This window comes from Streptomyces fildesensis, from assembly GCF_016107395.1.
Lineage (GTDB): Bacteria > Actinomycetota > Actinomycetes > Streptomycetales > Streptomycetaceae > Actinacidiphila > Actinacidiphila fildesensis.
The window spans coordinates 533,070-557,524 of the sequence record NZ_JAAIKO010000001.1; the positions used below are offsets into that span (position 1 = coordinate 533,070).

The 24,455-nt window shown below is 72.5% G+C and carries 23 protein-coding genes; 8 read left to right on the top strand and 15 right to left on the bottom strand.

The genetic code is table 11. The features are described 5' to 3' along the window. Positions 1-29: 29 nt before the first annotated feature. A complete protein-coding gene (locus C6N31_RS02340; protein ID WP_138352259.1) occupies positions 30-1,001 on the bottom strand; it encodes a decaprenyl-phosphate phosphoribosyltransferase in 972 nt (323 codons plus the stop codon). Further along, positions 994-1,554 carry a phosphatase PAP2 family protein gene (locus C6N31_RS02345; protein ID WP_244809356.1) on the bottom strand — a complete coding sequence of 187 codons (561 nt, stop codon included), beginning with the start codon at positions 1,552-1,554 and terminating at the stop codon, positions 994-996. Before C6N31_RS02345 ends, C6N31_RS02340 begins: the two co-directional genes overlap by 8 nt. Before the next feature lie 161 nt (positions 1,555-1,715). On the opposite strand from C6N31_RS02345, the gene dprE1 reads away from it, so the two are divergent. Beyond that, positions 1,716-3,080, top strand: coding sequence for a decaprenylphosphoryl-beta-D-ribose oxidase (gene dprE1, locus C6N31_RS02350; RefSeq protein ID WP_198357065.1), 1,365 nt, complete (start codon positions 1,716-1,718; stop codon positions 3,078-3,080). Positions 3,081-3,164: 84 nt separating this feature from the next. Further along, positions 3,165-3,920, top strand: a complete 756-nt coding sequence (dprE2, locus tag C6N31_RS02355; protein WP_138352262.1) for a decaprenylphospho-beta-D-erythro-pentofuranosid-2-ulose 2-reductase — start codon at positions 3,165-3,167, stop codon at positions 3,918-3,920. A gap of 62 nt (positions 3,921-3,982) precedes the next feature. On the opposite strand, the gene C6N31_RS02360 is transcribed toward dprE2, so the two are convergent. Beyond that, positions 3,983-4,567 (bottom strand): 2'-5' RNA ligase family protein, encoded by a 585-nt coding sequence (locus tag C6N31_RS02360; RefSeq protein WP_138352263.1) that lies wholly within the window; start codon positions 4,565-4,567, stop codon positions 3,983-3,985. A 184-nt stretch (positions 4,568-4,751) separates the two neighbouring features. Continuing rightward, positions 4,752-5,819: a tryptophan--tRNA ligase gene (trpS, locus tag C6N31_RS02365; RefSeq protein WP_138352264.1), complete on the bottom strand. Its 1,068-nt coding sequence runs from the start codon at positions 5,817-5,819 to the stop codon at positions 4,752-4,754. 179 nt (positions 5,820-5,998) lie between these two features. Between trpS and rocD the strand changes: the two genes are divergently transcribed. Next, entirely contained in the window at positions 5,999-7,204 is a 1,206-nt protein-coding gene (gene rocD, locus C6N31_RS02370) for an ornithine--oxo-acid transaminase (protein ID WP_138352265.1), read from the top strand. A 270-nt stretch (positions 7,205-7,474) separates the two neighbouring features. Further along, on the top strand, positions 7,475-8,320 hold the full coding sequence (locus tag C6N31_RS02375) for a DMT family protein (RefSeq protein WP_187144986.1): 846 nt from the start codon (positions 7,475-7,477) through the stop codon (positions 8,318-8,320). On the opposite strand, the gene C6N31_RS02380 is transcribed toward C6N31_RS02375, so the two are convergent. Continuing rightward, positions 8,317-8,790, bottom strand: a complete 474-nt coding sequence (locus C6N31_RS02380; protein ID WP_138352266.1) for a carboxymuconolactone decarboxylase family protein — start codon at positions 8,788-8,790, stop codon at positions 8,317-8,319. The genes C6N31_RS02375 and C6N31_RS02380 overlap by 4 nt on opposite strands. A gap of 49 nt (positions 8,791-8,839) precedes the next feature. Here C6N31_RS02380 and pdxR point away from each other — a divergent pair, with 49 nt between their 5' ends. Continuing rightward, on the top strand, positions 8,840-10,291 hold the full coding sequence (pdxR, locus tag C6N31_RS02385; protein ID WP_198357066.1) for a MocR-like pyridoxine biosynthesis transcription factor PdxR: 1,452 nt from the start codon (positions 8,840-8,842) through the stop codon (positions 10,289-10,291). Here pdxR and C6N31_RS02390 read toward each other — a convergent pair whose 3' ends face one another. The 5 genes from C6N31_RS02390 to C6N31_RS02410 form a co-directional block, all read right to left on the bottom strand. Further along, a complete protein-coding gene (locus C6N31_RS02390; RefSeq protein ID WP_198357067.1) occupies positions 10,292-11,281 on the bottom strand; it encodes a serine/threonine kinase C-terminal domain-containing protein in 990 nt (329 codons plus the stop codon). Positions 11,282-11,294: 13 nt separating this feature from the next. After that, positions 11,295-11,660, bottom strand: coding sequence for a hypothetical protein (locus C6N31_RS02395; RefSeq protein WP_138359415.1), 366 nt, complete (start codon positions 11,658-11,660; stop codon positions 11,295-11,297). 183 nt (positions 11,661-11,843) lie between these two features. Next, positions 11,844-12,833, bottom strand: a complete 990-nt coding sequence (locus tag C6N31_RS02400; protein ID WP_138359413.1) for a malate dehydrogenase — start codon at positions 12,831-12,833, stop codon at positions 11,844-11,846. Positions 12,834-13,014: 181 nt separating this feature from the next. Continuing rightward, a complete protein-coding gene (locus C6N31_RS02405) occupies positions 13,015-13,452 on the bottom strand; it encodes a DUF3017 domain-containing protein (RefSeq protein WP_138359411.1) in 438 nt (145 codons plus the stop codon). Continuing rightward, the gene (locus C6N31_RS02410) at positions 13,442-14,308 is read right to left on the bottom strand and encodes a bifunctional methylenetetrahydrofolate dehydrogenase/methenyltetrahydrofolate cyclohydrolase (protein ID WP_138359409.1); all 867 of its coding nucleotides are present in this window, start codon (positions 14,306-14,308) and stop codon (positions 13,442-13,444) included. Before C6N31_RS02410 ends, C6N31_RS02405 begins: the two co-directional genes overlap by 11 nt. Positions 14,309-14,514: 206 nt before the next feature. Between C6N31_RS02410 and C6N31_RS02415 the strand changes: the two genes are divergently transcribed. Then, the gene (locus C6N31_RS02415) at positions 14,515-15,147 is read left to right on the top strand and encodes an RDD family protein (RefSeq protein ID WP_138359407.1); all 633 of its coding nucleotides are present in this window, start codon (positions 14,515-14,517) and stop codon (positions 15,145-15,147) included. A 58-nt stretch (positions 15,148-15,205) separates the two neighbouring features. On the opposite strand, the gene purH is transcribed toward C6N31_RS02415, so the two are convergent. Both purH and purN read right to left on the bottom strand, forming a co-directional pair. Next, positions 15,206-16,768, bottom strand: coding sequence for a bifunctional phosphoribosylaminoimidazolecarboxamide formyltransferase/IMP cyclohydrolase (gene purH, locus C6N31_RS02420; RefSeq protein ID WP_198357068.1), 1,563 nt, complete (start codon positions 16,766-16,768; stop codon positions 15,206-15,208). Beyond that, entirely contained in the window at positions 16,765-17,388 is a 624-nt protein-coding gene (gene purN, locus C6N31_RS02425; RefSeq protein ID WP_138359403.1) for a phosphoribosylglycinamide formyltransferase, read from the bottom strand. The genes purH and purN overlap by 4 nt, the downstream gene beginning before the upstream one ends. A 241-nt stretch (positions 17,389-17,629) precedes the next feature. Between purN and C6N31_RS02430 the strand changes: the two genes are divergently transcribed. Continuing rightward, positions 17,630-18,355 (top strand): hypothetical protein, encoded by a 726-nt coding sequence (locus C6N31_RS02430; protein ID WP_232484672.1) that lies wholly within the window; start codon positions 17,630-17,632, stop codon positions 18,353-18,355. A 582-nt stretch (positions 18,356-18,937) separates the two neighbouring features. Here the strand turns inward: C6N31_RS02430 and C6N31_RS02435 are convergent. Then, a complete protein-coding gene (locus C6N31_RS02435) occupies positions 18,938-20,416 on the bottom strand; it encodes a cell division protein PerM (protein WP_232484752.1) in 1,479 nt (492 codons plus the stop codon). A 779-nt stretch (positions 20,417-21,195) separates the two neighbouring features. On the opposite strand from C6N31_RS02435, the gene C6N31_RS02440 reads away from it, so the two are divergent. Further along, on the top strand, positions 21,196-22,068 hold the full coding sequence (locus C6N31_RS02440; RefSeq protein ID WP_138352983.1) for a SigE family RNA polymerase sigma factor: 873 nt from the start codon (positions 21,196-21,198) through the stop codon (positions 22,066-22,068). A 131-nt stretch (positions 22,069-22,199) separates the two neighbouring features. On the opposite strand, the gene sucD is transcribed toward C6N31_RS02440, so the two are convergent. Both sucD and sucC read right to left on the bottom strand, forming a co-directional pair. Then, the gene (gene sucD, locus C6N31_RS02445) at positions 22,200-23,084 is read right to left on the bottom strand and encodes a succinate--CoA ligase subunit alpha (protein WP_138352982.1); all 885 of its coding nucleotides are present in this window, start codon (positions 23,082-23,084) and stop codon (positions 22,200-22,202) included. Between the two features lie 19 nt (positions 23,085-23,103). Next, positions 23,104-24,279 carry an ADP-forming succinate--CoA ligase subunit beta gene (gene sucC / locus C6N31_RS02450; RefSeq protein WP_138352981.1) on the bottom strand — a complete coding sequence of 392 codons (1,176 nt, stop codon included), beginning with the start codon at positions 24,277-24,279 and terminating at the stop codon, positions 23,104-23,106. Between the last annotated feature and the right edge of the window lie 176 nt (positions 24,280-24,455).

Sequence of the window (24,455 nt, forward strand, 5' to 3'; positions counted from 1 at the left end):
GTGCTCCGCTCCGCGCCGCGGCCCGTCCGTCACAGCTCGGCCACCGCGAGGGCGTAGAGCGCCGCCCAGCCCAGGGCGATGACGAGCATCGGGCGGTCGTGCAGCACCACGTCCTCCGGCGCGCCGGCCGCACCCGCGTCCGCGAAGACGGCGTAGCGGAGCACGGAGAGGATGAAGGGGATCATGGACAGTTGCCGCCAGGGCAGCGAGCCGGTGGCGGCGGCGCCGGTCTCCATCGCCCACATGCCGTACGCGAGGACCGCGACGCCGGCCGCCAGTTGCCAGACGAACCGCAGATAGCCGGTGGTGTACGCGGTGAGCAGGGACCGTGAGGCGCCGGCCTCGCCCTCGGTGCCGGACATCAGGATCAGTTCGGAGTAGCGCTTGGCGGCGACCATGAAGAGCGCGCCGAACCCCGAGGTGATCAGGAACCAGCGGGACAGGTCGATGTCGAGGGCGAAACCGCCGGCCATGGCGCGCATGAGGAAGCCGGTGGTGACGACGACGAGGTCCACGACGAGGACGTGCTTGAGCCGCAGGCAGTACGCGAGCTGCATGACGAGGTACGCGGCGAGCAGCCCGGCGGTCGCCGCGTTGCACAGCACGTACGCGGCGACCGGCGCGAGGACGCCGAGCAGCGCGCCCGCCGCGTAGGCGACCGGCACCGGGAGCCGGCCGCTGGCGACGGGACGGTGGCACTTGACGGGGTGCGCCCGGTCGGCGTCGGCGTCGCGTGCGTCGTTGACGAGGTAGACGGCGGACGCGCAGGCGGTGAAGAGCACGAAGACGATGCCGAGCTGGACCAGCCCGTGATGGGAGAGCAGCCGCCCGGCGGCGACGGGGGCGGCGAGCACCAGGGCGTTCTTGACCCACTGCCTCGGCCGGGCCGTTCGGACCAGACCGCCCGGCAGGCCCGCGACGGTACGGAGCATCCCGGCGGCGGGGACGGCGCGCGGTGGCCTGGGTACGTCGTCGAGTACCGCCGAGGTGGGCTCAGCCATCGAGTCCTCCGCCCCGCAGCGACCAGGCCCGGCCCATCCGGGCGGTGGCGGCGCCCAGCATCGCGCCGGCGGCGACATCGCTCGGGTAGTGCACGCCCACGACCAGCCGTGCCGCGCACATCCCGGCGGCCAGCGGCGGGAACGGGCCGAACAGCCGGAACGGTCCCGGCAGCAGCGCCCCGAAGGCGACGGCCGCGGCGGCCGACGACGCCGCGTGGGAGCTGGGGAAGCTGTGCCGGCCCGCGGTGTTCACCAGGGGCCGCGCGCCGGGCAGTCGGGGACGGGGCCGGCGGACGACCCGCTTGACGCCCATGCTCGCGACGTGCGCGGCGCCGACCAGGGCGGTGGCGCGCAGCCAGGCGCGGCGGCGCCGCCGGTCCACGGACGCGCCCGCGACCCCGGCGGCGAGCCACAGCGCGGCGTGCTCACCGCTCCAGGACAGGGCCCGCGCGGTGCGGGCGACGTGCGGTCCGTCGCCGCACCGGCGCAGCGCGGTGAGCAGCCGGCGGTCCACTTCTGACACACGTGACGCGGCGGAGTCCGGAGTTCGCACCGGCGGGTTCTCCTTCGTTCGTGGTTCGCCCTTCCAGAACAAAAGGGGCAATGAGTTAATATGCCCACTATTGACTTTTGACTCACCATCAGTCACCCGTTTCAGTGAGAGAACCGGCATATACGGGCAATCAACACCTCTCGGGCGATAACGTCACCCGTATGCCTGCTCCCTCCGCCCTGACCACCCCCGTCTCCGGCTGGGGCCGCACCGCGCCCACCACCGCGCATGTGCTCCGCCCGCGCACCTACGAGGAGGCCGCCGAGGCGGTCCGGGACTGCGGGGGCCGCGGCGCCATCGCCCGCGGGCTCGGCCGGGCGTACGGCGACGCCGCGCAGAACGCCGGCGGCGCCGTACTCGACATGACGGGCCTGGACCGGATCCACGAGATCGACGCCATCAACGGCCTGGTGGTCTGCGACGCCGGGGTGAGCCTGCACCGGCTGATGCAGGTCCTGCTGCCGCTCGGCTGGTTCGTCCCCGTCAGCCCCGGGACCCGTTACGTCACGGTCGGCGGGGCCATCGGCACGGACATCCACGGCAAGAACCACCACCTCTCCGGGTCGTTCACCCGCCACGTACGCGCCATCGAGCTGCTGACGGCCGACGGCGGCACCCGCCTCGTCACCCCCGAGGACGAGCCCGAGCTGTTCTGGGCGACGGCCGGCGGCATGGGACTGACCGGCGTCGTGCTCGCCGCGACGATCCAGCTGCTGCCCGTGGAGACCTCGCTGATGAGCATCGACACCGAACGGGCCACCGACCTCGACGACCTGATGGCCCGGCTGACCGCCGACGACCACCGCTACCGCTACTCGGTCGCCTGGATCGACCTGCTCGCGCGCGGCGCGAGGACCGGCCGCGCCGTCCTGACCCGCGGCGACCACGCCCCGCTCGACGCCCTGCCGCCGCGCGCCCGCCGCGACCCGCTCGACTTCCGGCCCGGCCGGCTGCCGGGCGCCCCGAACTTCGTACCGGAAGGGCTGCTCGGCCGCGGCAGCGTCGGGCTGTTCAACGCCCTCTGGTACCACAAGGCGCCCCGCGAACGGCACGGCGAGCTGCAGAAGATCTCGACGTTCTTCCACCCGCTCGACGGGGTGCCGGACTGGAACCGGATCTACGGGCGCAGCGGTTTCGTCCAGTACCAGTTCGTCATCGGCAACGGGCAGGAGAGCGCGCTGCGCCGCATCGTGGAGCGGATCAGCCGCCGCGGCATCCCGTCGTTCCTCGCCGTGCTCAAGCGGTTCGGCGAGGCCGACCCGGGCTGGCTGTCCTTCCCGATGGCCGGCTGGACCCTCGCCCTCGACATCCCCGCGACCATGCCGGGGCTGGCCACCTTCCTCGACGTCCTGGACGACGAGGTCGCCGCCGCCGACGGCCGCGTCTACCTCGCCAAGGACTCGCGGCTGCGCCCCGAACTGCTGCCCGGCATGTACCCGCGGCTCGACGCCTTCCGGCGGCTGCGCGCCGAGCTCGACCCCCGCGGGGTCTTCACCTCGGACCTCGCCCGCCGCCTCGCCCTCTAGGACGGTCCCGGGCGGGCCCCCGCAGCGGGGCCCGTCAGACCGCCCCAGGCCCCCAGGCCCCCTAGGCCCACCAGGAGCTCCGCAGTGAAAGACGCCTTCGGCACCCCCCAGTCCCTGCTGATCCTCGGCGGCACCTCCGAGATCGCGCTCGCCACCGCCCGCCGCCTCATCGGCCGCCGCACCAGGACCGTCCATCTGGCGGGCCGCCCCTCCCCCGCCCTCGACGCCGCCGCCGAGCACCTGCGGTCGCTGGGCGCGGACGCGCATGCGGTGCCCTTCGACGCGCTGGACACCGCGTCCCACGAGGAGGTGCTCGGCAAGCTCTTCGCGGAGGGCGACCTCGACATGGTGCTGCTCGCCTTCGGCGTACTGGGCGACCAGACGCGCGACGAGCAGGAGCCGCTGTCGGCCGTCCATGTCGCGCAGGTCAACTACACCGGGGCGGTGTCCGCGTCGCTGGTGTGCGCGAGCGCGCTGCAACGGCAGGGGCACGGCTCGCTGGTCGTACTCTCCTCGGTGGCCGGCGAGCGGGCCCGGCGGAGCAACTTCATCTACGGGTCGAGCAAGGCGGGCCTGGACGCCTTCACCCAGGGCCTCGGCGACGCGCTGCACGGCTCGGGCGTGCACGTGATGGTCGTCCGGCCCGGCTTCGTCCGCACGAAGATGACGGCGGGGCTGCCGGAGGCGCCGCTGGCCACCACTCCCGAAGCGGTCGCGGAGGCCATCGAGACGGGCCTGCGGCGGCACGCGGAGACGGTGTGGGTGCCGGGCGCGCTGCGCTTCGTCATGTCGGCACTGCGGCACGTGCCGCGCGCGCTCTTCAGGAAGCTGCCGGTCTGAGGGCCGGCGGCCGCTTCATCCGAGGGCCGGCGACCTCTTCAGGACACCAGGGAATCAGCGGGTCAGGGGATCAGCGGGGCGTCATGGGTGGCGCGGGCGCCCTGCTGGTGCGGAACGGCACCACAGGTGTCGACGCCGAAAGGGTACTCACGCATCTTCCGCCAGACCCCGTCCCCGCCCTGCTCGTACAGGGCGAACCCGGTGGCCGTCCAGGTCGCCTTGAAGTCCGCGAGCGCCGCGTAGGCCCGGTCCATCGCCTCCTCGGCGATGCCGTGGGCGACGGTCACATGCGGGTGGTACGGGAACTGCAGCTCACGCACGACCGGTCCCGAGCGCACTTCGCCCTGCAGCTCGGTGCACTCACGGGTGCCGTCCGCCAGGTGCACGTAGACCACCGGGGACAGCGGGCGGAAGGTGTCCGTGCCGTCCAGCCGCATCGGGAACGGCCGGCCGGCCGCCGCGACCTTCGCGAGGTGGCGGCGCAGCGCGGGGAGGTCACCGGAGTCGATCTCGGTCGGCGGCAGCAGCGTGACGTGCGTGGGGATGGCGTACGCGGCCGGGTCACCGAAGCCGGCGCGCGCCTCCTGGAGCAGGCGGCCGTAGGGCTCCGGGACCGCGATCGAGACTCCGATCGTGCTGGTCCCCACTGCGTTCACCCCTCTTCCCCGGATCACGGGCGCCTCGCGGGCGCTGTTCGGTCTGCTCTCAGTGTGACGCGTGCGCGGGTCGCGCCGCGAGCGTCGTCGGACACACTCTGCCGGGACCTCTGACTCTGGTACCGCCCCGGCCGGGCCCTCCCGGTGCGGCGCTGCGCCGGTGCTCCGGTGCGTTTCAGTGCTTCGCGGGCAGGAAGCCGATCCGGTCATACGCGCTGGCCAGGGTCTCGGCGGCCACGGCGCGCGCCTTCTCCGCACCCTTGGCCAGGACAGCGTCCAACGTCTCCGGGTCGCCCAGGTATTCCTGCGTGCGCTCCCGGAACGGTGTGACCCACTCCACAAACTGCTCCGCGAGGTCCGTCTTCAGCGCACCGTAGCCCTTGCCCGCGTACCGCTGCTCCAGTTCCGGGATTCCGGTACCGGTGAGAGTGGAGTAGATGGTGAGGAGATTGCTGATGCCCGGCTTGTCCTTCTCGTCGAAGCGCACCACGGTGTCCGTGTCGGTGACCGCGCTCCTGATCTTCTTCGCCGAGACCTTCGGCTCGTCGAGAAGGTTGATCAGGCCCTTCGGGGACGACGCCGACTTGCTCATCTTCGCCGTCGGGTCCTGGAGGTCGTAGATCTTCCCGGTCTCCTTGACGATATGCGGCGCCGGGATGGTGAACGTGTCGCCGTAGCGGCTGTTGAACCGCCCCGCCAGATCGCGGGTCAGCTCGACGTGCTGGCGCTGGTCCTCACCGACCGGCACGGCGTTCGCCTGGTACAGCAGGATGTCCGCGACCTGCAGGATCGGGTACGTGAACAGGCCGACGGTCGCCCGGTCCGCCCCCTGCTTCGCCGACTTGTCCTTGAACTGCGTCATCCGGCCGGCCTCGCCGAACCCGGTCAGGCAGTTCATCACCCAGCCGAGCTGCGCGTGCTCCGGCACGTGGCTCTGGATGAAGAGCGTACAGCGGTCCGGGTCCAGGCCCGCGGCCAGCAGCTGCGCCGCCGCGAGGCGGGTGTTGGAGCGCAGCTCGGCGGGGTCCTGCGGCACCGTGATGGCGTGCAGGTCCACAACCATGTAGAACGCGTCGTGGGTCTCCTGGAGCGCCACGTACTGGCGGATCGCACCCAGGTAGTTCCCCAGGTGGAAGGAGCCTGCGGTGGGCTGGATACCGGAGAGGGCGCGCGGTGTAAGGGGCGGGGCGAAGTCCCTCGGTTGAGGGTGGTGGTGGGTGACGGGCGGGCGGTCGTTGGCCATGCCGTCATTCTCTCAGGTCCCCCGGCCCCGATCACCCCCTCCCCGGCACCGCTGCGGGGGTGCGCCCCGAACAGCGGATGCCGCAAGGTTTCATCGCATTGCGGCCGACCGACGATAGAAAGGGGCGTCACCCCGCCCCGAGGCAACAACTCCCGACGCACCACGAACGGAGCACGTACGTGACGACAACGGACACCAGCATCGCCGCCGCAGAGGCCCACAGCGCGCACAACTACCATCCGCTGCCGGTCGTCGTCGCCACCGCGGAAGGCGCGTGGATGACGGACGTCGAAGGCCGCCGGTACCTGGACATGCTGGCCGGCTACTCGGCCCTCAACTTCGGCCACGGCAACCGGCGGCTGCTCGACGCCGCCAGGGCCCAGCTCGACCGTGTGACGCTGACCTCCCGCGCCTTCCACCACGACCGGTTCGCCGACTTCTGTACGCAGCTCGCCGAGCTGTGCGGCATGGAGATGGTGCTGCCGATGAACACCGGCGCCGAGGCGGTCGAGACGGCGGTCAAGACCGCCCGGAAGTGGGGCTACAAGGTCAAGGGCGTCCCGGACGGGCGCGCGAAGATCGTCGTCGCGGACGGCAACTTCCACGGGCGCACCACCACGATCATCAGCTTCTCCACGGACCAGGAGGCACGGGCCGACTTCGGGCCGTACACGCCCGGGTTCGAGATCGTTCCGTACGGCGACCTCGCCGCGATCGAGGCGGCCGTCGACGAGCACACGGTCGCCGTCCTGCTGGAGCCGATCCAGGGGGAGGCGGGGGTGCTGGTGCCGCCGCCGGGCTATCTGGCGGGAGTGCGGGCGCTCACCCGGGACCGGAACGTGCTGTTCATCGCCGACGAGATCCAGTCGGGGCTCGGGCGGACCGGCCGCACCTTCGCGTGCGAGCACGAGGGTGTCGTGCCGGACATGTACGTCCTCGGGAAGGCGCTGGGGGGCGGTGTGGTGCCGGTGTCGGCGGTCGTGTCGTCCGCGGCGGTGCTGGGCGTCTACCGGCCCGGCGAACACGGGTCCACCTTCGGTGGGAACCCGCTGGCCTGCGCGGTGGCGCTGGAGGTCATCGCGATGCTGCGCACCGGCGAGTACCAGCAGCGCGCCACCGAACTCGGCGACCACCTGCACCACGAGCTCGGCCTCCTCACGGGCTCCGGGCCGGTCGCGGCGGTGCGGGGGCGCGGGCTGTGGGCGGGGATCGACATCGCGCCGGGGCACGGGACGGGGCGCGAGGTGTCGGAGCGGCTGATGGACCGGCGGGTGCTGGTGAAGGACACGCACGGGTCGACGATCCGGCTGGCGCCGCCGCTGGTGATCTCGAAGGAGGATCTGGACTGGGGGCTGGAGCAGTTGCGAGCGGTGCTCGCGGGCTGACCGCCAGGGCGTGGGGGTCGGGGGCCGGGCCCTCCGGGGCGGGGCTTCGAAATCGACTATTTACGGGCGTGGCCGCCCACAAATAGCTCGGCAGCATTTCGAAACCCCACCCCTGCGGACCCGTCCCCCTCACGTCCGGACGGCATGGGCGGGTGTCGTTCAGCCCGCCGGCGTTTGAGGCGATCTTTCAGCCCGGCCGGCGATTGAGGCCGGTCCGGGCGGGGCCGGGTCCTCCCGTCGTATCCCGTCCGGCGGACCTAAGGTCGGCGCATGGTCGTGGGAATGCTCTGCGCGCTCGGCGCAGCCGTGTGTTTCGGGGTTGCTTCGGTGTTCCAGGCGGTCGCGGCGCGGGCCGCTACGCCGGGGAGCGGGTCCGGGGTGGATGCCCGGCTGTTCGTGCGGGCGCTGCGGCAGTGGCGGTACGTGGCCGGGCTCGGGCTCGACACCGCCGGGTTCGCGCTCGAGCTCGTGGCGCTGCGGGTGCTGCCGATCTACGCCGTCGGCGCCGCGCTGGCGGCCAGCCTGGCCGTCACCGCGGTCGCCGCCGCGCGGACGCTGAAGGTGCGGCTGAAGGGCGTCGAGTGGGGCGCGGTGGCCGCCGTGTGCGGCGGGCTGGGGATGCTGGGGCTCGCGTCCGGGCCGGAGGGCGACGGAGTCGGGAGCACCGCGCTGCGGTGGGGCGTGCTGGCCACCTCGTTCGCGGTGCTGGGGCTCGGCGTGCTCGCCGGGCGGCTGCCGGACCGGGCGCGGGCCGCCGCGCTGGGGTTCGGCGCGGGGATCGGGTTCGGGGTCGTCGAGGTCGCCGTGCGGCTGGTCGACGATCTGTCGCCCGGCGCCGTGCTCGCCAATCCGGCGGCCTACGCGCTGCTCATCGGCGGCGGCGCCGCCTTCCTGCTGCTGACCTCGGCCCTGCAGCGCGGCTCGGTCACCGCCGCCACCGCCGGGATGGTGATCGGCGAGACCGTCGGGCCCGCCCTGGTCGGGGTGATCGCGCTCGGCGACCGCACCCGGCCGGGGCTGGAGCCCCTGGCGTTCGCGGGCTTCGCCCTGGCGGTGCTCGGCGCGCTGGTGCTGGCCCGGTTCGGGGAGGGCGGCGCGCCGCCGGAGAGCGCTTAGCGGGCGGCGGGCGAGAGCCGGGTGGTGACGCCGACCCGGTTCCAGGCGTTGATGGTGATGCACATGGCGATCAGACGTGCCAGCTCGGCCTCGTCAAAGTGCCGGGCGGCCTCGTCGAAGACGTCGTCGGGGACGCCGTGCTCGCCGAGGCGGGTGACGGCCTCGGAGAGGGCGAGGGCGGCGCGCTCACGGGCGGTGAAGAAGGGCGTCTCGCGCCAGGCCCCGATGCCGTGGAGCTTCTGCTCGGACAGACCGAGCTTGCTCGCGTCGTGGGTGTGCATGTCCAGGCAGAAGGCACAGCCGTTGAGCTGGGACGCGCGGATCTTGACCAGCTCGGCGACGACCGGGTCGAGGCCGTGGGCGGCGGCCTTGTTGAGCGCCAGGATCGCCTCGTAGACGTCAGGGGCGGCCTTCATCAGGTTGATGCGCTGGGCGGGAGCGGGGACAAGGGTCTGGTCGTTCGAAGTCATGGCTCCACGCTAAGCGGACAGTGGCCCCGTCGCATGGTCCACTTGAGAGATGAACGACTGGGCCATTTCCGGGGTCGACCTCCATCTCGACCTGACCGCCGGCACCGGTGCGAGGGCCGGTCTGGAGCGGGCGCTGCGCGAGGCGGTACGGGACGGCCGGCTCACCGCGGGGACCCGGCTGCCGTCGTCGCGGGCGCTGGCCAAGGACCTCGGCCTGGCCCGCAACACGGTCGCCGACGCGTACGGCCAGCTGGTCGCGGAGGGCTGGCTGGCCGCCCGGCAGGGCTCCGGCACGCAGGTGGCGGGCAGTGCGCCGCCGCCCCGCCCGGCCCGCCGCCGGGCCGTGCCCGAGCAGACCGGGCTGCTGCTGGGGAATCCGGCCGCCGACGGCTACCCCTACGATCTGCGGCCCGGCTCCTCCGACCTGTCGGCGTTCCCGCGCGGCGCCTGGCTCGCGGCGGCCCGCCGCGCCATGGCCGCCGCGCCCAACGAGGCCTTCGGCTACTCGGACCCGCGCGGGCGCCCCGAGCTGCGGGAGGCGCTCGCGGAGTACCTGGCGCGGGTGCGCGGGGTGCGGGCCGACCCCGAGCTGATCCTGGTCTGCTCGGGGTTCGTCCAGGGGACCGGGCTGCTGGCCCGCGCGCTGCGCGACCGCGGCGCCCGCCGGATCGGCGTCGAGGCGCTCGGCTTCCCCGACACCCGCCGGATCCTGCGCTCGGCGGGCCTCAGCACCGTCGAACTGCCCGTGGACTGCAGCGGCGCCCGGCTCGAAGAGCTCGGCCCGCACCACCGCCCCGCGGCGGACGCGGTGCTGCTGACGCCGGCGCACCAGTTCCCGGCCGGGGCGTCGCTCTCGCCCGAGCGGCGCACCGCGGTGGTGGAGTGGGCGCGGGCCACCGGCAGGACCGTGATCGAGGACGACTACGACGGCGAGTTCCGCTACGACCGGCAGCCCGTCGGCGCGCTCCAGGGGCTCGCCCCCGGCCAGGTCGTCTACGCCGGTACCGCCAGCAAGAGCCTGGCGCCCGGCATACGGCTCGCCTGGCTCGTCCTCCCGCCGGCCCTCCTCGACGCGGTGGTCGCCGAGAAGCGGTCCGCCGACCGCCACTCCCCCGTCATGGACCAGCTCACGCTCGCCGAACTGATCCGCTCGGGCACCTACGACCGCCATGTGCGGCGGATGCGGCTGCACTACCGCAGGCGCCGCGACCGGCTGGTCGCGGCGCTCGCCGCCCACGCCCCCCAGGTGCGGGTGTCGGGCATCGCGGCCGGGCTGCACGCCGTCCTCGAACTGCCGCCCGGCTCAGCCCCGATGAGCGACCTCGTCGCCCGCGCGGGCCGGGCGGGCCTCGCCCTCGCGGGTCTCGACGCCTACAACGGCCCGGCGGACGGTCCCGGCGCCCTGGTCGTCGGCTTCGGCACGCCGCCGGAACACGCCTTCAACGGCGCGCTCGACGCACTGTGCGCGCTGCTCGCCGAGGCAACCGGCAACGGCCGCTGATCAGCCGCTGTCGGACGGGCAGTGGCCGGTCGTGCAGAACGACGAGAGCAGGTTCCTGAAGACCTCCTGGTGCGCGGTCCAGTCACCGTCCGGGCCCGCCACCAGCAGCGCGTACTGGACGGTGCTGGGATCGGTGAAGGCCTGGACGACGACGTGCCGGACGGTGCCGTCGGTGCGGACGTAGGTGTACTCGAGTCCGGCGGCGTCACCCGCGCCGGAACCGAGCTGCACCAACCGGATCCGGTGGTACCCGGGGTTCTTCGACACCGTCTGCTCGGTCGCCACCAGGGACTCGTACGGCGTCGTCTCGGGACCCCGCAGCGCGAACACCTGGATCAGGCTGTTGCCGTCCGCCGTCCTGTAGAAGACGCTGTCGCCCTCCGTGCTGCGCTGCCAGCCCTCGGGAACGTCCAGGGAGAAACCGGCCGGGTCGGACGTCCGGACGTAGCCGGACGGCGCCGGGCTCGGTCCTTCGGTGCTCGGGCTGTACGAGGGCGAGTCGGCGGTCGACTCCGACGGGGCCCCCGTATCGGTCGTACCGTCGGTCGTGCTGTCGGTCGTGCTGTCGGTCGTGCTGTCGGTCGACGGCTGGTCGAAGGGCGGCGAACTCGACCCGGGCCGGGCGTCCTTGTTCCCATCGTGGTGGCGCAGCAGCGCCCAGCCGCCGAATCCGAGCCCGGCCACGAGCACCACCGACGCGACGACGGCCGTCAGCACGGTCGCGCGCGACCAGCGCTGCGGCGGTCCCGGGGGCGGGCCCGGGGGCGGGCCGGGCGGCGGGCCGAACGCGGGCCCCAGGACCGGTTCGTACCGTGTCGCGTCGTGCGTCATGCCGTGCATCGTCGGCCGGTAGGCCGGCGGTGGCGGGTACACCGGAGGCTCGTAGGGCTCCTCCGGCGGGTACACCGGGGGCTCGTACGGCTCCTCCGGTGCCTGTCCGGTCTGTGGGCCCCGCACCCACTGCTGCCGGTCCGCGTCCCAATGGCTCATGTCGGCCCCCTCCTCATCCGAGCGGCTGGGCGATGGCCTGGACGACGGCGAAGGCCGACGCCAGTCCGCCGGCCGCGGTGCTGCCGCTGATCAGCAGCGACCGCAGCCGCTCCAGCCGGCCGCGCTCGGCCCGCCCGGTCCGGTCGATCTCGCCCGCGACGTCCGCGAGCTCCCCCTCGACCTCGTCGAGACCATCGTCCTCCGACCGTGCCGGCAGCGGCAGTTGCGCGCGCAGGAGTCTGACGGCCGTCATCAGTTCGGGGGACGCGAAGACCAGCTGCTCGATGACCTGGCCGCGGAAGTCGATGTCGGGGTACACACCCGCGCACAGCAGGCGGGTGGCCTCCGTGCGGGAGCCACGGCGCACGGGACCGGACATTCGCCCCCCGATCGTCGAACTCACGTCCGATCAACGCGAGTTGAACGTAATCCGGAGTTCTCAGGATAAAGGACACGCCCGCTGCCCGGATGGTTCCGGCGTCATATTCCTGTACACGGCAACGGCCCGCCGCCGGCCCCTCTCGGGGACCGGCGGCGGGCCGTCGTGCGCTGTGCGCGGGGCTCAGATGAGGCCGAGGGCGCGGACCGCGTCGCGCTCCTCCTCGAGCTCCTTCACCGAAGCGTCGATGCGGGCGCGGGAGAACTCGTTGATGTCCAGGCCCTGGACGATCTCGAAGGCGCCGTCCTTGGTGGTGACCGGGAAGGACGAGATCAGACCGGCCGGAACGCCGTAGGAACCGTCGGAGACGATGCCCATCGAGGTCCAGTCGCCGGCCGCGGTGCCGTTGACCCAGGTGTGCACGTGGTCGATCGCGGCGTTCGCGGCCGAGGCGGCCGAGGAGGCGCCACGGGCCTCGATGATCGCGGCGCCGCGCTTGGCGACGGTCGGGATGAAGGTGTCGGCCAGCCACTGCTCGTCGTTGACGACCTCGGCGGCGTTCTTGCCGACGACCTCGGCGTGGAAGATGTCCGGGTACTGGGTCGCCGAGTGGTTGCCCCAGATCGTCAGGCGCTTGATGTCGGAGACCGTGGTGCCGGTCTTCTTCGCCAGCTGCGAGAGCGCCCGGTTGTGGTCCAGGCGGGTCATCGCGGTGAAGCGCTCGGCCGGTACGTCCGGGGCCGCGGCCTGCGCGATGAGCGCGTTGGTGTTCGCCGGGTTGCCGACGACGAGGACCTTGATGTCGTCCGCGGCGTTGTCGTTGATCGCCTTGCCCTGCGGCTTGAAGATGCCGCCGTTGGCGGAGAGCAGGTCACCGCGCTCCATGCCGGCGGTCCGCGGGCGGGCGCCGACGAGCAGGGCGACGTTCGCACCGGCGAAGGCGACGTTCGGGTCGTCGGTGATCTCGATGCCGCGCAGCAGCGGGAACGCGCAGTCGTCGAGCTCCATGGCGGTGCCCTCAGCGGCCTTGAGACCCTGCGGGATCTCCAGGAGGCGGAGGTTCACCGGCACGTCCGAGCCGAGCAGATGGCCCGACGCGATGCGGAAGAGCAGCGCGTAGCCGATCTGGCCCGCCGCTCCGGTGACGGTGACGTTGACGGGGGTGCGAGTCATTGCCTTCTCCTGGCCTTTTCCTGCGGGAAATCTGGCCGCCCCGGCAGCGTCCCTAGCCCCGGAACGTGGGTCTCTCGGCATCAAGAGACCCGCCGTCAGGCTATCGCGCCACGGCGGAACAGTTGACCCGCCCCGGTGTGGCCCCGGTCACCGCTTCGCGATTTCCGGGCCGGCGGCGGGATCAGCGCACCGAGAAGCGGATGATGTCCTCGAGGAACGGCACGTCCAGGATCGGATCCGGCTGCACCATCAGCGCCAGCAGCACGATGGCGGTACCGAGCACCAGGTACGTGATGACGTCGGTGAACCGGCTGCGCACGGCCAGCATGCCGACCGACGGCAGCGTGAACCGCATCGCACCGCCCACCAGCAGCGCCGCCCCGACGATCACCGTTCCCGCCCGGAAGTGGTCGGCCGCGGTCAGCACCAGGCCGAGCGCGACCCCGCCGAGCACCACCAGGATGGGCCACTGCCGGGCCGGCGCGGAGGCGTCCCGGCCGGCCGCCCGGCCGCCGCCCTCGGGGCGGGCGGTGGTCCGCGTCCACAGCGCGTACCGGTGCGGCCGGGGAGCGGCCGCCTCGCCCGCCGCCACCTCTCCGGGCTCCGGCTCAGCCGCCATGGCCCGCAGCCGCGCGCTCGGCAGCCTCGACGACATTGGCCAGCAGCAGCGCGCGGGTCATCGGGCCGACGCCGCCGGGGTTCGGGGAGATCCAGGCGGCGACCTCGGCCACCCCCGGGTCCACATCGCCGACGATCTTGCCTTCGCCGTCGCGGCTGACACCGACGTCCAGCACGGCCGCGCCGGGCTTGACGTCCTCCGGCTTGACCAGGTGCCCGACCCCCGCCGCCGCCACGATGATGTCCGCCTGGCGCAGCAGCCCGCTCAGGTCACGGGTGCCGGTGTGGCACAGCGTCACGGTGGCGTTCTCGCTGCGGCGGGTCAGCAGCAGCCCGATCGAGCGGCCCACGGTGATACCGCGGCCGACGACGACCACATGCGCGCCGTTGATCTCCACCTTGTGGTGGCGCAGCAGCTGGACGATGCCGTTCGGGGTGCACGGCAGCGGACCGGTCTCGTTGAGCACGAGGCGGCCGAGGCTCATCGGGTGCAGGCCGTCGGCGTCCTTCTCCGGGTCCATCAGCTCCAGGACCCGGTTGGTGTCGATGCCCTTGGGCAGCGGGAGCTGGACGATGTAGCCGGTGCACTCCGGGTTCGCGTTCAGCTCCCGGACGACCGCCTCGATCTCCTCCTGGGTGGCGGTGTCGGGCAGTTCGCGCTGGATCGAGCCGATGCCGACCTGCGCGCAGTCGCGGTGCTTGCCCGCGACATACCATTTGCTGCCCGGGTCCTCACCGACCAGCAGGGTGCCAAGACCGGGCACGATGCCCCGGGCCTTGAGCGACGCCACGCGGGACGTGAGATCGGACTTGATCGCGGCTGCGGTGGCCTTGCCATCGAGAATCTGGGCGGTCATGACCCCATCTTTCCGGATGGGGGGTCCCGCCGACGAATCCGGGCCTCGGATCGTTACCCGATGCCCGCACTCGGCCGCGCCCTGACGCGCCCTTGACTCCGTGGCCGATCCGCCGCCACCGCGCGCCTTGCGCTGCCACCACCGTGGCCACGACGATGTGCCCCTGCGTCCCCACGCTCCACGTCCCCGCTCGGAGGAAACCGCACGTGAGCTATCCGCCCGGCCCCAACAACCCTTACGACCAGCCGCAGCAGCCGCCCCAGTCCCCGCAGGGGTACGGCTACCCGCAGCAGCAGCCGCAGTTCCCGCAGCAGAACCAGGGCCCGTACGGGTACCCGCAGGGCGGCCTGCCGCCGGGGATGCCCCCGCTGGCGAGCTGGGGCGCGCGCGCCGGCGCCACGCTGCTGGACTTCCTGATCGTCAGCCTGGTGCCGTTCATCCTGATCATCGTCGGCTACGTCCAGCTCGCCAAGGTGCTCTTCGACGCGGCCGACCGGTGCAACACCAGCGGCACCAGCACCTGCCCCACCCCCTCGATGCCGGGCGGCGCCCTCGCGATGATCGCCATCGGCGGCATGCTGAGCCTCGCCGGCACCCTGTGGCTCTGCTACCGGGAAGGCTCCACCGGCCAGACCCCGGGCAAGAAGATCGCCGGGATCCACCTGCTGCGCGAGGCCGACGGCCAGGTGCTGGGCTTCGGGATGGCGTTCGTCCGCCGGCTGTGCCACGCCCTCGACGGGATGGCCTGCTACATCGGCTACCTGTGGCCGCTGTGGGACGAGAAGAACCAGACCTTCGCCGACAAGATCATGCACACCGTCGTGGTGAAGCGCCCGTAGACCGGCGACGGCCCGCACCCCCTCGGGGGTGCGGGCCGCGTTCGGCTCTGCGTCTGCGTCAGTGGAAGAAGTGCCGGGTCCCGGTGAGGTACATCGTCACGCCGGCCTTCTCCGCCGCCTCGACGACCAGCTCGTCACGGACCGAACCGCCCGGCTGGACCACGGCCTTGACGCCCGCCGCCAGCAGGATCTCCAGCCCGTCGGGGAACGGGAAGAAGGCGTCGGAGGCCGCGTAGGAACCCCGCGCCCGCTCCTCGCCCGCCCGCTCCACCGCGAGCTTCGCCGAGTCCACCCGGTTGACCTGCCCCATGCCGACGCCGACGCTGGCGCCGCCCTTGGCGAGCAGGATCGCGTTGGACTTCACGGCGCGGCAGGCGCGCCAGGCGAAGGCCAGGTCCGCCAGCTCGGCGGCGTCCAGCGCCTCACCGGTCGCCAGCGTCCAGTTCGCCGGGTCGTCGCCCTCGGCCTGCAGCAGGTCCTTGACCTGGACCAGCGCCCCGCCCTCGATCGGCCGGTACTCGCCCGAGCCGATCGGCGCGTCCGCGCAGCGCAGCACCCGGATGTTCTTCTTGCGGGCCAGCACCTCGACGGCGCCGTCCTCGTACGCCGGCGCGACGATGACCTCGGTGAAGATCTCCGCGACCTGCTCGGCGAGCTCCACGCTCACCGGGCGGTTGACCGCGATGACCCCGCCGAACGCCGACAGCGGGTCGCAGGCGTGCGCCTTGCGGTGCGCCTCCGCGACATCCGCGCCGACCGCGATCCCGCACGGGTTGGCGTGCTTGATGATCGCGACGCACGGCTCCGTGTGGTCGTACGCGGCCCGGCGCGCGGCCTCGGTGTCCGTGTAGTTGTTGTACGACATCTCCTTGCCGTGCAACTGCTCGGCGCCCGCGAGGCCCTTGCCGCTGCCGTCGCTGTAGAGCGCGGCGGGCTGGTGCGGGTTCTCGCCGTAGCGCAGCACGTGCTGCCGGGTGAGGGCGACGCCGGTGAAGTCCGGGAACGGGCTCTCGTCGGCCGCGTACCCCTCGGCGAACCAGATCGCCACCGCCAGGTCGTACGAGGCGGTGTGCTGGAACGCCTCGGCGGCGAGCCGCTTGCGCTGCGTCAGGTCGAACCCGCCGTCCTTGACGGCCGCGATGACGTCCGCGTAGTGCCCGGGGCTGGTGACGACCGCGACCGAGGGGTGGTTCTTGGCGGCGGCGCGCACCATCGAAGGACCGCCGATGTCGATCTGCTCGACACACTCGTCGGGCGACGCGCCCGAGGCGACCGTCTCCTTGAACGGGTACAGATTCACGACCACCAGCTCGAACGGCTCGATGCCGAGCTCGGCCAGCTGCCGCTGGTGGTCGTCAAGACGCAGGTCCGCGAGGATCCCGGCGTGCAGCTTGGGGTGCAGGGTCTTGACCCGGCCGTCCAGGCACTCCGGGAAGCCGGTGACGTCCTGGACCGGCGTGACGGGCACCCCGGCGGCGGCGATGCGCGCGGCGGTCGACCCGGTCGACACCAGTTCGACGCCCGCCTCGTGCAGTCCGCGCGCCAGCTCCTCCAGCCCGGTCTTGTCGTACACACTCACCAGCGCGCGGCGGATCGGCCGCTTCGTACCTTCGGCGCTCATGCCGGAATCAATACCTTTCGTCCCTCAATGCGATACCCGTCGCGAGCCAGCCGCCCCACGACGTCGACGAGCAGCCCTCGCTCGACTTCCTTGATGCGCTCATGGAGCGCTTCCTCCGTGTCATCCGGCTCGATGGCCACCACCCCCTGGGCGATGATCGGGCCGGTATCGACGCCGTCGTCGACGAAGTGCACGGTGCAGCCCGTCACCTTCGCGCCGTACGCGAGCGCGTCCCTGACGCCGTGGGCGCCCGGGAAGCTCGGCAGCAGCGCGGGATGCGTATTGACGAACCGTCCCCCGAACCGCGCGAGGAACTCCTTCCCCACGATCTTCATGAAGCCGGCCGAGACCACCAGGTCCGGCCGGTGTTCCGCCGTCGCCTCCGCGAGCGCCAGGTCCCATCCCGCCCGGTCGGCGTAGTCCTTCACCTTCACCACGAAAACCGGCAGCCCGGCTCGCTCCGCCCGCTCCAGGCCGGCGATGCCGTCCCGGTCGGCACCGACCGCCACGATCCGCGCGCCGTACGCGGGATCGCTCTCGATGACATCGAGCAGCGCCTGCAGATTCGTCCCCGAACCGGAGACGAGGACGACTAGACGAGCCGGGGTTTGCGCAGCCACTGGCGGGGCTCTCTCTCGAGACCGTGCGGATTTGGAGGATCGTATGAGCCGACGGATCCCACGATTCGGGGAACCCTACGAGGCCGTCGACCGTCAGCAACGATACCGGCACGCGAAGGTCCCCCCACGGGACGGGGGAGCGCGCGGACGGTAGCGTCTTCCGGAGGAACAGCAATCGCGCGCCCTGCGCGTGACGCATACGACATGAGGAGTCGACGGCAAGGGGATGGCGCTACCAATCATGAGCAGCCGACAGATCACTATCGCGCTGCGTGCGCCCGAGGGCGATCAGCAGGACAACCCGTTCGCCCCGCCGCCCGAAGGCGCCCCCGAACAGCCCTGGCAGCCCCGGCGCCCCGAAGGCACGCCCGAGGACGGCGACAGCACCCCGCCGCCTCCGCCGCCGCCCGGCTGGGGCGGCCAGTGGAGCAACCAGCAGCCCGGCCGCCAGGACGGCTTCGGCCATCGCCCCAGCGGCCCCGAAACCCCGCCGCAGCCCAACGGCTCACGCTTCGACCCCACCGACCCCGCCCAGCGCCGCTCCCGCTACGCGCTGGTCTGCGGCGGCTGGGCGCTGATCTTCGCGATCCTCCACTGGACCGAGCTCGGCCTCCTGCTCGGCGCCCTCGCCCTCTACTGGGGCATCAGCGCCCTGCGCATGAAGCCCGAGACCCGCGCCGCCGCCCGCGCCGAAGCGGCCGCGGCCCTCGCCGCATCCGGCGCCGACACCCCCCGCCCCAACCCCTCCGCGAACCCCGCCTCCCAGCGGTCCTTCGCGGCGGCGGCCTGGAGCGGCATCATCACGAGCGCGGTCGCCCTGGCGATCGTCGCCGCGAGCTTCACCCTCCAGTTCGTCTACAACGACTACTACACCTGCAAACGCGACGCCCTCACCACCCCGTCGAGCGAATCCTGCAAGGACCTCCTCCCGAAGCCGGTCCGCTCCTTCCTGGGCAACGACGGGTAGTCCTCCGGACGGGCGGAATGCCTGCCGGCGGGGGCGCGGGCCCGTGAACCCCCCCGCCCCGTCACGCCTGCGGCGGGCTTTTCGCCTACCGGCGGGGGTGCGGGCCGCGGACCCCCACAGCACCGTTGCGCCTGCGGCGGGCTCTTCCCCACCCACCCGCCCTTTCGCCTACCGGCGGGGGTGCGGGCCCTGCGCCCCGAGAAACGCGTGCCGGCGGGGATTGGGGCACGTCGACACCCGCCCCGCCGTTGCGCCCGCGGCGGGCTTTGCCCCACCCACCCCTTCGCCTACCGGCGGAGGCGCGGGCCCTCGGGCACCCGCAGCACCGTTGCGCCTGCGGCGGGCTTTTCCCACCCACCCCTTCGCCTACCGGCGGGGCCGGACTGCTGCGGGCCCGCGGTCGAAGCGGACTTCCCGCCCGCCCCGGGGCTGTTACGCGAGGGGACCGGGGCCGTTGGGGGCACCCCCGGCCGGAGGTTGGGGGAGGGGTACTTCGAAATGCTGCCGAGCTATTTGTGGGCCGCCAGGCCCTGAACAGTCGATTTCGAACCGCCGCCCCGCAGGGCCCGGGCACCGACCCAGCTACTCCGCCGGCGGTACCAGCGGCATAGGCGGAACCTCCGCCACCTCGGCCGCAACCTCCGGCTCAGACCGCGACCACGACCACCGCCACCGGAAAACCCCCCGCACGCTCCCCCACCGCTCCCCCCAAGACACCGGCTCCGCCGGATCCCGCACATGCCACCACCGCACCCCCACCGCCCCCGCCGCCCCCACCACCAGCGTCCACCCGAGCGCCGCACCCCCCGCCGCCCACCACCGCGGCCCGAAGTCCGCAAGGACGGCCGAGCCCATCGGGCCCGCCGACCAGCCGGCGAGCAACGCGGTGGCCGCGCCGCAGCCGAGCGCGGCGAGGGCGGCGACCAGCGCGGTGCGGGCGGGGCGCCAGGAGCCCGCCGCGGCGGCGCCGCCGACGAGCCAGGCCGCACAGACCCCGGCCAGCACAGGAAGACCGAACACCGCCCAGCTCAGCGGCGTCGCGCCGGGCGCCGGAAGCGCCGCCAGCAGCGGAAAGTTCGGCAGAACGTCAGGCCCGGATCCGGGCCCCGGCCCGAGCGCGCCGAACCCGGACGCGCCCAATCCGGCTGGAGCCACCACACTCCCGGCGCCCACGGCGAACCCCGGCCCCAGCGCATACGACGCACCCCACACAGCCATGTTCGGCACCAGCGCCAGAGCGACCAGCAGCACCGCACACCGCCCCGAGAGCGGAGCGCTGAGCTGCGCGAACGAATGTCCGACCAATCGTTCATGCCAGACGAGCGAGGCCCCGCCGAGCACCGCGCCACCCCCGACGAGCACGGCGGTGGAAGCCGCGGCGGCGCGGAGGGCGGCCGGCAGGCCGCCTTCCGGAAGGGTCAGCCACCGCGGCAGCGAGAGTTCGTCGAGCCAACGGCGTACCGCCCGGGGAAGCGCGACCGCAGGTCGCCCGCACCCGGACCACGCGCCGGCCCCGGCCGCCAACGCGGCCACGACCGGCAGATGGAGCAGCGCGCTGAGCGGAACGCTGCGCACCTGCCCGTAGGACGTGTAGAGCACGGCGGCGACGCCGACCAGCAGATATCCGGCGACGAGCCAGCCCGCGGCGGCAGCCGCGACCCGAGGCTCCGTCCGCGCACCGGAACCGTCACCGACGTCACCCTCCCCCGACCCCTCGGGAGGAGCAGCCGCATGCGCCGCGGCCCGGTACAGCAGCCACCCGGGCAGCACGGTGAGCAGCAGGGGCGTGACGCCGATCGGGGCGGGCAGCCCGGACAGCGTGTCGGTCCGCGACAGGCTCGCGCCGTGGGCCAGCAGCCACAGATCCGCGGCGATACGCAGAGCGCCGTCGAGTCCGCTGTCCGGGAACGGTGCGCTGATCCACAGGAAGAGAACAGTGACGGCGAGGGCCCCGAGCCCGAGACCGGCCGCGACCACCCCGCCACCGAACGCGGCGGCCGCCGCGGATGCGCGGCGGGAGTTCGCGGCACGCTCGGGCAGGCCGGGAAGGTGGTCCGTCATGTGGGTCACGTCGACCCATGGTGCCAAGAACACGCCGATTTGAGGCGGTAGCGGGCGAACGCCCGCCGTGTCGCGCAATATGACTTTATGCGTCTTTTCACACAATCGTGCGTACGGGGATTCGAAGGCGGTCGGAGCGGCTGTGTGAGGTCGGGCACGTGACGGCGCGGAAGGCGGCGAAGCAGGCCTCTACCGCCAAGAAGGCCGCGAAGACGGTGAAGACCTCGGCCGAAGAACGTCCCCAGCGCGCCAGGACCCGCACACGCGCCGGCTCACCGGCGCCCAAGCCCCAACCAAAACCCCAGCCCAAGCCCCAGCCCAAGCCGGATCCCCAGCCCGAGTCCCAGTCCCGACAGTCCCCGTCCCAGCCCGCCTCCCCGTCCCCGTCTCCACCCCCCTCCGCACCCAGGACGAATGCTCCCGAGTCTTCACACCTCGTCACCCGCGCGGCCCGGCCCGCCGTTTCCCCTGCCGAGCCGGCGCCCATCGCGCCCCTCCCCGAGCGCCCGGAAGTCGCCGTCAAGCGCGCTCCCAAGCCGGCCAACACCCCCCAGCGGCGTGCGAAGGCGCGCCCACCGGCGATCCCTGTGGCCGCCGACCCGACGCCTCCGCCACCGCCGGCACCACCGCGGACGCCGAAGCCCAAGCCATCACCACCCCCGCCACCCGTACCTACCGCTCCGCGGGCACCGACCACACCGATCCCACCGGCACCGACCGCACCGACCTCACCAGCCCTGTATCCCGAGGCCGCCTTCGACAGTCTGTACACGCACAGCGTGAGCGGCCTCGTGCGGCAGGTGGACCTGATCACCGGGAATCCGGGCTTCGCGCGGCATGCCGTGCGCCGCGCGTTCGATCTCGCGTGGCAGCGGTGGCCGGAGGTCGCGGCGGATCCGGATCCGGTCGGCTGGGTGCGCGCGGCGGCGTACGAGTACGCGCTCGCGCCGTGGCAGCAGTGGGTGCCGGGGCACCGTACGCATCCACGGGCCGCCGCGCGGACGCTGCGCGGCTCCGAACGGGACGGCGCGGTGCGGGCGGCGGTGCTGCGGCTGTCGCCTTCGCAGCGGCAGGCACTCGTGCTCTACGACGGGCTGGGGCTCGATCTGCCCGTGGCCGCGGCCGAGAGCGAGGCGAGCACGGTCGCGACGGCGAGCCGGATCACTCAGGCGCGGGCGGCGCTGAGCGCGGCCGTCCCGGAGCTGGGCGACCAGGCACCGGCACGGCTGAAGGCCATCCTCACGGAGCCGGAGCAGGACGCGGAACCAGACCCGAAGACGGGTACGGGAACGGCTGGCACCCAAGAGGTCCCGGCGGCCCGGGTACGCGTTGCGAGCGAGCGGGGCGTGCGCCGCAGGACGCTGTCCGCGGTGGCACTGACCGCGCTGATCGCCGGGGCGACGGGCGCCGCGCTGGTGGTGACGTACGACCGCGTCGGCGAACTGCCGCACCGTACCCAGCCGACGCCGGTGACCGCACCGCCCTCCGCCACTCCGGGGCAGGGCGTACCGGAGGCGGGCCGCATCGGCCGACCGGGCCCCGCCAAGCCCACCCAGCAGACGACCGCACCCAGCAAACCCGTCAAGCCCACCAAGCCCAACAAACCGGCCGAATCTCCCGCACAAGCCCCCCGTTTGCCCCCTGAGCGCTGAGCCGCCCAGGGCCGCACAGGGTCGCACCGGCGGCGGCACCGGCCGCACAAAGCAAACGCGGGCCCGCCCCCCGAAGGGGACGGGCCCGCGTCGTCACGCGTGACGGCCTCTCAGCCGTCAGCAGACGAACGTCAGCCCGCGAGGATGGCGCGCGCCAGGCGAGCCGTCTCCGACGGGGTCTTGCCGACCTGGACGCCGGCGGCCTCGAGGGCCTCCTTCTTCGCCTGGGCGGTGCCCGACGAACCGGAGACGATGGCGCCCGCGTGGCCCATGGTCTTGCCCTCGGGGGCGGTGAAGCCCGCGACATAGCCGACGACCGGCTTCGTCACGTGGGCCTTGATGTAGTCCGCGGCCCGCTCCTCGGCGTCGCCACCGATCTCACCGATCATGACGATCAGGTCGGTGTCGGCGTCCGCCTCGAACGCGGCCAGCGCGTCGATGTGGGTGGTGCCGATGATCGGGTCGCCACCGATGCCGACGGCGGACGAGAAGCCGAGGTCACGGAGCTCGTACATCATCTGGTACGTGAGCGTGCCGGACTTCGAGACCAGGCCGATACGGCCCGGCTTCGTGATGTCGCCCGGGATGATGCCGGCGTTGGACTGACCCGGGGTGATGAGACCGGGGCAGTTCGGGCCGATGATGCGGGTCTTGTTGCCCTTGGCGCCGGCGTGCGCCCAGAACGAGGCGGAGTCGTGCACCGTGATGCCCTCGGTGATCACGACGGCCAGCGGGATCTCGGCGTCGATCGCCTCGACGACGGCGTCCTTCGCGAACTTCGGCGGCACGAAGATGACGGTGACATCGGCACCGGTCTTCTCGATCGCCTCGGCGACGGAACCGAACACGGGCACCTCGGTGCCGTCGAACTCGACGTTCGTGCCGGCCTTGCGCGGGTTGACGCCGCCAACGATGTTGGTGCCGTCCGCAAGCATGAGCTTGGTGTGCTTCATGCCCGTGGCGCCGGTCATCCCCTGGACGATGACCTTGCTTTCCTTGGTCAGGAAAATAGCCATGGTGTGGTGACCTTGTCCCTTACTTCGCAGCCGCGAGCTCGGCGGCCTTGTCGGCCGCGCCGTCCATGGTGTCCACACGCTGCACGAGCGGGTGGTTGGCGTCGGTCAGGATCTTGCGACCCAGCTCCGCGTTGTTGCCGTCCAGGCGGACGACCAGCGGCTTGCTGACGACCTCACCCTTGGACTTGAGCAGCTCCAGGGCCTGGACGATGCCGTTGGCGACCTCGTCGCACGCGGTGATGCCACCGAAGACGTTGACGAAGACGGACTTGACGTCCGGGTCGCCGAGGATGATCTCCAGGCCGTTCGCCATGACCTCGGCGGAGGCGCCGCCACCGATGTCGAGGAAGTTGGCGGGCTTGACGCCGCCGTGCTTCTCACCGGCGTACGCGACGACGTCGAGGGTGCTCATGACGAGACCCGCGCCGTTGCCGATGATGCCGACCTCACCGTCGAGCTTGACGTAGTTGAGGTTCTTGGCCTTGGCCGCGGCCTCCAGCGGGTTGGCGGCGTCCTTGTCCTCAAGGGCCGCGTGGTCCGGCTGGCGGAACTCGGCGTTCTCGTCGAGCGAGACCTTGCCGTCGAGCGCGATGATCTTGCCGTCACCGGACTTGATCAGCGGGTTGACCTCGACGAGGAGGGCGTCCTCCTTGATGAAGACGGTCCACAGCTTCTGCAGAACGTCGGCCACCTGGTCGGCGATCTCGGCCGGGAACTTGGCCGCGGCGACGATCTCGGCGGCCTTCTCCGGGGTGCAGCCCTCGTTGGCGTCGACCGGAATCTTGGCCAGCGCGTCCGGGTTCTCCTCCGCAACGATCTCGATCTCCACGCCGCCCTCTACGGACGCCATGGCGAGGAAGGTGCGGTTGGTGCGGTCCAGCAGGAAGGAGACGTAGTACTCCTCCGCGATGTCCGCGGTCTCGGCAAGCATCACCTTGTGGACCGTGTGGCCCTTGATGTCCATGCCGAGGATGGCGTCGGCCTTCGCGACCGCGTCTGCGGGGTCGGAGGCGAGCTTCACGCCGCCGGCCTTGCCTCGGCCACCGACCTTGACCTGCGCCTTGACGACCGCACGGCCACCCAGACGTTCGGTCACCTCACGAGCCGCCTCGGGCGTCTCGATGACTTCACCGGCCAGCACCGGTACACCGTGCTTGGCGAAGAGATCCCTCGCCTGGTACTCGAACAGGTCCACGCGCGTCCGTCCTTGGTGATCGCGGTTTGTTTTCTACGCGAACGTGCCGATACGGGAAGCGTGACTACGCGGTCACAAGGAGGGCGCACACGGTCACCGAAGTACGCGGCATGTCCGTCTCGCAGGTTATCCCCGTGGGACGTAGGTCCCTAAATCGCAGGTCACATGTGAGCGGT